Here is a 6,901-nt window from a genome sequence, read left to right as displayed (position 1 = left end):
GGCGACGCCCGGCCGACCGGCGCCGCCGGTTCGGATGCTGTCGGAGCTCGTCGAATACCAGGCGCTGCGGGCGGCGCTGCCTGCGGGTATGCCCGCGCCGACGCACGCGTCGACGGCCGAACGGCTGCGGGTTCCGATCGGCATCGACGAGGCGGAACTCGCGCCGGTGTGGCTCGACTTCGCCGAGAATCCGCATCTGCTGGTGTTCGGAGACTCGGGTTGCGGCAAAACCGCTCTGCTGCGGGGGATCTGCCGGAGCCTGATGGAATCGAACACCGGTGCGCAAGCCCGCATCATCGTCGGCGACTACCGCCGGACCCTCCTCGGCGTCGTCGAAGGCGACCACCTCGGGGGATACGCGCCGTCGGCCGCGGTGCTCGCCGCGATGGCCCGTGACCTGGCCGCGGTGTTCGAGAATCGGCTGCCCGGGCCGGACACCACCCAGCAGCAGCTACGGGATCGGACGTGGTGGACGGGACCCGAGGTCTTCATCGTCGTCGACGACTACGACATGGTGGCCACGGCGGGACAGAATCCGCTGGCACCGCTGGTCGAGTACCTCCCGCAAGGAAAGGACATCGGCCTGCACCTCGTGGTCGCTCGACGCTCCGGCGGCGCGGGACGCGCACTGTTCGAACCGGTGATCGGGCGGCTACGTGAATTGTCGTCGGCCGGTCTGGTCATGAGCGGAAACCGAGACGAAGGCGCACTTCTCGGCTCGATCCGGCCGAGTCGGATGCCACCGGGCCGGGGCGTCATGGTGCAGCGCAGCGGCGAATCGCTCGTTCAGATCGCGTGGGTGCCGGAACAGTGAGCGGTGCAGGCATGGTCGGCCTGCTCCTGGCGCCGGACCGGATCCACGCCCGATGGGCGGAGGTCACCGTCGACTGTCCAGCGGTCGCGGCGGACATCGGTGACGGATTCGTGTTCGCGGACGCGGCCGCGCGCTGCCTCGCCGAGACCCGCATCGACGTGGTCGCCCGGATCGGTGACCGGACCGGGACAGGCGCCGGTGGTCCCGACCGGACCCTCGTGCTTGCCGGATTGGTCCAGTACGCTGCGGCAGCGGTGGGTGCTCCGCCCGATGCGGACACGGTCACGATGGTGTATCCGACACGGTGGGGCGAACGGCGCCGCGAGATCGCCCATACCGCAGCGCGGAGCGTCGCGCGCAACGCGATCCTCGTCGCGACCGCCGTCGCGGCGCGGCAGGCGGTGACCCTGTCGGAGGTGGAACGGTGTGTGGCCGTCGAGGTCGCCGACGACGAGATCACCGTATCCCTGCTCGGCCCCGCCTCGGTATCTCTGCTCGGCCCCGCCTCGGTCTCGAGCCGAATACCTGCCGTCGGCCGCACTGCAGTCGCCTCCGGACTCGGCGCCGCGGACCTGCACTCGACCGGCGGATTCGCGCGATTCGAGGAACTGATCGGCTCCGTTGCCGGCCCGATCGATCCGGATGTCGTGGTGGTGACCGGGATTCCGGGGGAACCGGCCGGCGGTGCACTCTGCGAGCTGATCGGGCAGCGACTCGGCCGCGGTATCCGTGTCGTGCCGGTCGCCGCGTCGGAAATGCTCGCCGCCGTCACGTCGTCGATCAACGTTGCGTCCTCGGCCGGTGTCGAACTCCCATCAAGCACTGCACTCCCGCCCGTGGTAGCTGCTCCGGCTGCCGCACAGTGGCTTTCGGAGGTGCGCACGGCCCGCCCGCCGCGCCCACCCCGCCGGCTCTGGTGGATTCCTGCCGCAGTCGCTGCGGTGGCCGCGGTGACCGGCGGCGCGATCCTCGGTCGTGATGCGGGAACCGTCGGTCCGCCGGAGGTCGCTGCGGCCACTCCCGACGACCCGACCGCCGACGACCCGACCGCCGACGACCCAGCCGCCGACAGCGCGGTGTCGTCGGCGCGATCACCGTCGACCCGAATCGAACTGGGGCCGGTACATCTCGAACTGCCCGAACAGTGGCAACGTCGCCGAACCGCCGACCCCGAACGCGCCGAACTCGTTCCCGCCGGGGGTGCGGACCGGCGGATCGTGGTGGTGTTCAACCGGCTCGACACCGGGATGGACGAGGGCGCGGTCGCTGCCGTGCTCGAACACCGAGCCGCACAGCGCGGCGGCATCATCCGAGATGTCGACGCCGACACCACCTTCGGTGACCGCTCGGTGATCGCCTATACGGAAGTGCCGGAGGAGTACTCGACGGTGCGCTGGTTTGTCGTCGTGGACCGCGGATGGCAGGTCGCGGTGGGCTGTCAGTTCCTGGTCGGCGAGTGGTCGGGCATCGGGAAGGAATGCGAGCAGGCCGTCCACACAGTCACGGTCGAATAGCACCGCCGGTTCGATCGGAAACTCTGCACCGACGAATTTCGGTCCGAGGGGAACCGAACGGAAGCGGATGACGTCCAACCAGATGTAGGGCGCACTCCGGCCTCGGTCGCAGGGGGACCGGGTCCGGCCGGGGGCGAGAGGAACGACGAGGGGAAACAGGAATGTCCGAAGGACAGGGTGGTGGGACGACCGGTCAGGGAGTCGTCGCCGATGTCAGCGAGATGCTGGTCGCCGCGCAACAGATCGACAATTCGCGCGAGGTGCTCGGCGACATTCTCGGGCAGCTCAGGACGATCGTCGGGCGATCGAGCGACGTGTGGAGCAGTGACTCCAACGACATGTTCGGGATCGTGATGGCGGACTGGGACAAGGCTTCCCGGAACATGAACGATGCGCTGGAAGAGATCGCCGCAGGCATCCGAACCAGCGGAGACTCGTACGACCAGGCGGTCGAGGAACAGGCCCGCTCGATGGCGAACGTCGGCGACACCCTCAAGGGCAGCTACACCTGAGCGTCTCGCAGCGGGACACGAACAGCACGAACACCGTTTCGGAACAATGAGGCAAGGAGAACAGAACCGTGGGTCGAGCGATGAAGCAGGACTTCGACGGGGTCCATCAGGTGTACAAGGATCTCACCGTGTTGCAGGGCGCGATGAACGACGAACTCGACACCGTCGGGTCGACGGCCGAGCGATTCGTACAGACCTGGGACGGCACCGCACAGGACGAGTACTACAAGTCGCAGGCCAAGTGGAACACGGCCGCGTTCGAGTTGAACTTCATTCTCGGGCGGATCAGCAGTTCGGTCGCGTCGGGAAACCAGAACATGATCGATCTCGAAGGCGGCCTGACGAAGCAGTGGGGTTCGCGGTGACAGGGAGTTCGCAGTGACAGGGGGTTCGCGGTGATGCAGACCGCAGCGTAACGGCCTTTCCGAGGTCGGTGTGGACCGTGACGTCCCGGTGGTGGAGAGGCCGCCGGGACGTCGCGTTTCCCGCATGTCGGCCCGGCCGGATTTTGACCACTACCCGATCGGACCGGTATTGTGTCCACTCGGCGTGTCGTCCGCTGCCGTAGCTTCGTGTCCGGCAGACGTTGCTTCTCGGGTCTCAACTGGCCGCCGAGAGTGATCATCGGCGATACGCGGGTCAGCAGCGAAACGATAGACGAGGAAGATCTGTGTCTACGTACACACCGAAGGCCGGCGACGTGACCCATCAGTGGCACGTCATCGACGCCACTGATGTGGTGCTCGGCCGCCTCGCGGTGCAGGCAGCGAACCTGCTCCGCGGCAAGCACAAGCCCACGTTTGCTCCGCACATGGACGGTGGTGACTTCGTCGTCATCATCAACGCCGACAAGGTTGCCATTTCCGGCAACAAGCGGACCGACAAGTTCCTCTACCACCACTCGGGCCACCCGGGTGGACTCCGTGCGCGTTCGGTGGGCGAGGTTCTCGAGAAGAACCCCGACCGCCTCGTGGAGAAGGCTGTCACCGGCATGCTCCCGAAGAACAAGCTCGGCCGCGCCATCGCGAAGAAGCTGAAGGTTTACGCGGGTCCGAACCACCCCCACACCGCGCAGCAGCCGGTTCCGTTCGAGATCAAGCAGGTGGCCCAGTGACTGAGCAGAACGTGAACGACGAGTACAACGACGATTCGGCAGAGACCGTCGTCGACGAGTACGTGGTCGAAGAGGTCGTCGAGGCCCCCGCACCGATCGTGTTCGATCGCCCGGTCCAGACCGTCGGCCGCCGCAAGGAGGCCGTCGTCCGCGTCCGCCTCGTGCCCGGCTCCGGCAACTTCGTGCTCAACGGCCGCACCATCGAGAACTACTTCCCGAACAAGGTGCACCAGCAGCTCGTGAAGTCCCCGCTGGTCACGGTCGAACGTGTCGAGTCGTTCGACATCGACGCTCGGCTGCACGGTGGCGGCCCGTCCGGCCAGGCCGGCGCGCTGCGTCTCGCCATCGCGCGTGCGCTGATCGAGGTGTCGCCCGAGGATCGTCCGGCTCTCAAGCGCGCCGGATTCCTCACGCGTGACGCCCGCGCCACCGAGCGCAAGAAGTACGGCCTGAAGAAGGCCCGTAAGGCGCCTCAGTACTCCAAGCGCTGATGTGTCGCCGATGCCGACCGGGTGGTCGGCATCGGCACCTGTTCGATCGCGAGAGCAGGCGCCGGTAGAGATCTCCTACCGGCGCCTGCTCTCGTGCTTTCCGGCACGGTTCGCCGGCCGGCCACTTCCCGGCGGGTTCGCCGGACTTCGACACGAGAGGTTGTTCATGGGACGGTTGTTCGGTACCGACGGTGTTCGCGGCCTGGCGAACGCACAGTTGACGGTGGAACTCGCCGTCCGGATCGCAGGCGCCGCGGCAGCGGTGCTGGCAGCCGGTACCGACGGCCGTCGACCCGTCGCGGTCGTGGGCAGGGACCCTCGTGCGAGCGGCGAGATGCTCGACGCCGCCGTCACAGCGGGTCTGACCGCTGCCGGTGTCGACGTCCTGTCGGTGGGGGTCCTGCCGACACCTGCGCTCGCGTACCTGACCGGCGCATACGCCGCCGACCTGGGCGTGATGATCTCCGCATCGCACAACCCCATGCCGGACAACGGCATCAAGATCTTCGCGGCCGGTGGACACAAACTCGACGACGGCGTCGAGGACCGGATCGAGGCGCTGCTGCACGGCGAGCAGGCGTCCGAGCGGCCGACCGGTGCCGGCATCGGACGCGTCCGCTCCGCAGGCGACGCGACCGTCCGCTACCTCGAACACCTCGCCGGCGCGACCACATCGTCGTTGGCAGGCCTGACGGTGGTCGTGGACTGCGCGCACGGCGCGGCGTCGCACGTCGCGCCCGCCGCGTACGCCGCGGCCGGTGCGACCGTCATCGCGATCGGAGCCGAACCCGACGGCCTCAACATCAACGACAAGTGCGGCTCCACCCACCTCGACGCAGTGCGCAAGGCCGTCGTCGAGCACGGCGCCGACCTCGGGCTCGCGCACGACGGAGACGCCGACCGCTGTCTCGCCGTCGACGCCACCGGGTCGATCGTCGACGGAGACGCGATCATGGCAATCCTCGCGCTGGCGATGCGCGACACCGGTGAACTGCTCGAGAACACCCTGGTCACGACGGTGATGAGCAATCTCGGTCTGCACCTGGCGATGCGTGAGGCGGGCATCGCCGTCGTGACCGCCGGGGTCGGCGACCGCTACGTGCTGGAGGAACTGCGCCGCGGCTCGTTCAGCCTCGGCGGTGAGCAGTCCGGGCACATCGTGTTCCCGTCCCACGGCACGACCGGGGACGGAGTGCTCACCGGTCTACGGTTGATGGAGCGTATGGCGGTGACGGGCGCGTCGCTCGCCGACCTGGCGTCGGTGATGCGGACCCTGCCGCAGGTGCTGGTGAACGTACCTGTTTCCGACAAGGCGGCGGTCGCGGGTCACCCCGCGGTGGTCGAAGCAGTCGCCGCAGCGGAACAAGAACTCGGCGACACCGGTCGGGTGCTCTTGCGTCCGTCGGGGACCGAGCAACTGGTGCGCGTCATGGTCGAAGCGGCCGACGACGCGGTGGCGCGAGTCGTCGCCGACCGGCTCGCGGGCGCGGTCGCCGCGGTCTGATCACATCCCGCGCGGGTGCACCCGGTGCGTTCGGGAACCGATCGACCTGCCTGTGCGTCCAATCTCTACGACGGCGCTTCCACGGTGGTGGTGCTGCGGAGAGGCGCACATGGGGCACGGGGGAACGGACGCCGGCGGCGTTCGGGTCGATGTGACGGAGATGCGCGCGATAGCCGCCGCTGCCGGCCGGTCCGTCGCAGGCACCGAACGGCAGTGGCAGCAGGCGATGGGCGGGCTCGGATTCGACGCCGGCGCCGCAGGGCCGAACCATCGCGGTCGCGGCGATCTGGTGGATGGGGGATATCGCAGGCTCCGTCGTGTCCTCGAGGCGTGGTCGGACGAGGCGGCCGGTGCCGTGGACCTTCTGAACCGCACCGTCGACGGCTACGAGTACGAGGCCGAGCGGCAGGCGATGGCGTTCGCCCGCCTCGGCTCGGAAACGGGAGACCCGAGGTGACGGGTCCGTCCTCGTATCCTGGTGCTTCGTATCCTGGTGCTTCGCCCGATATCGACGCCGTCCTCGACGTGGGCGCAGCAGGCCTTCGATTCTTCGTCGAGTTCCTGCCGCGGGCACATCGGATCGGTATGGCATCCACAGTCACGGTGCCGTACCTGACGGACCGTTACGAGGCACAGCGCGGTCTCGACGTCGCGCGGCTCGCATCCGACGCGGATGTCGTGCGAACGTTGTCCGCCGTGGTCGGATCGAGCGCCGTCGAACAGCGCGACCGGTTCGGTGCGCTACCGGTGGCATGGGAGAGCGACGCGTCGCTTTCCGCTTCCGAACAGCTTGCCGCTCATCTCGAACGGGCGGACAGGCTGCACGAGACGGTCGGTGTTCTCGCGGACACGTTGGCCGGCGCGGCCATCGCGATCGGCACGATAGTCGACGAAAAAGCACGTGCTGCAGTGGGTTTCGCTGATCCGGTGATCTGCGGCCTCGGTCCGGCCG

At 68.2% G+C, this 6,901-nt stretch carries 8 protein-coding genes and 1 pseudogene; all 9 read left to right on the top strand.

Going from position 1 to position 6,901, the window contains the following annotated elements; genetic code table 11:
• A pseudogene (locus WAX14_RS19955) lies at window positions 1–814 on the top strand (type VII secretion protein EccC); the annotation flags it as partial.
• Between the two features lie 11 nt (window positions 815–825).
• The gene (locus tag WAX14_RS19950) at window positions 826–2,328 is read left to right on the top strand and encodes a type VII secretion-associated protein (protein WP_422629786.1); all 1,503 of its coding nucleotides are present in this window, start codon (window positions 826–828) and stop codon (window positions 2,326–2,328) included.
• Window positions 2,329–2,489: 161 nt separating this feature from the next.
• Entirely contained in the window at window positions 2,490–2,840 is a 351-nt protein-coding gene (locus WAX14_RS19945; RefSeq protein WP_422629785.1) for a WXG100 family type VII secretion target, read from the top strand.
• Window positions 2,841–2,908: 68 nt separating this feature from the next.
• Entirely contained in the window at window positions 2,909–3,205 is a 297-nt protein-coding gene (locus WAX14_RS19940; protein WP_422629784.1) for a WXG100 family type VII secretion target, read from the top strand.
• A 305-nt stretch (window positions 3,206–3,510) separates the two neighbouring features.
• Window positions 3,511–3,954 (top strand): 50S ribosomal protein L13, encoded by a 444-nt coding sequence (gene rplM / locus WAX14_RS19935; protein ID WP_422629783.1) that lies wholly within the window; start codon window positions 3,511–3,513, stop codon window positions 3,952–3,954.
• Window positions 3,951–4,445, top strand: coding sequence for a 30S ribosomal protein S9 (gene rpsI, locus WAX14_RS19930; protein WP_422629782.1), 495 nt, complete (start codon window positions 3,951–3,953; stop codon window positions 4,443–4,445). The genes rplM and rpsI overlap by 4 nt, the downstream gene beginning before the upstream one ends.
• Window positions 4,446–4,611: 166 nt before the next feature.
• Window positions 4,612–5,949: a phosphoglucosamine mutase gene (gene glmM / locus WAX14_RS19925; RefSeq protein ID WP_422629781.1), complete on the top strand. Its 1,338-nt coding sequence runs from the start codon at window positions 4,612–4,614 to the stop codon at window positions 5,947–5,949.
• Between the two features lie 109 nt (window positions 5,950–6,058).
• Window positions 6,059–6,406, top strand: coding sequence for a hypothetical protein (locus WAX14_RS19920; RefSeq protein ID WP_422629780.1), 348 nt, complete (start codon window positions 6,059–6,061; stop codon window positions 6,404–6,406).
• A 128-nt stretch (window positions 6,407–6,534) separates the two neighbouring features.
• A partial coding sequence (locus WAX14_RS19915) for a hypothetical protein (RefSeq protein WP_422629779.1) occupies window positions 6,535–6,901 on the top strand: 367 nt, incomplete at its 3' end.

It is taken from the genome of Rhodococcus sp. (in: high G+C Gram-positive bacteria) (assembly GCF_049299235.1).
GTDB lineage: Bacteria > Actinomycetota > Actinomycetes > Mycobacteriales > Mycobacteriaceae > Rhodococcus.
This window is presented reverse-complemented; position numbering and strand designations above follow the sequence as displayed.

Bases quoted from the DNA above. Each gene is read 5' to 3' on its own strand.
- WAX14_RS19950 (WP_422629786.1), top strand. From the start codon at position 826: ATGGTCGGCCTGCTCCTGGCGCCGGACCGGATCCACGCCCGATGGGCG.
- WAX14_RS19945 (WP_422629785.1), top strand. From the start codon at position 2,490: ATGTCCGAAGGACAGGGTGGTGGGACGACCGGTCAGGGAGTCGTCGCC.
- glmM (WP_422629781.1), top strand. From the start codon at position 4,612: ATGGGACGGTTGTTCGGTACCGACGGTGTTCGCGGCCTGGCGAACGCA.
- WAX14_RS19920 (WP_422629780.1), top strand. From the start codon at position 6,059: ATGGGGCACGGGGGAACGGACGCCGGCGGCGTTCGGGTCGATGTGACG.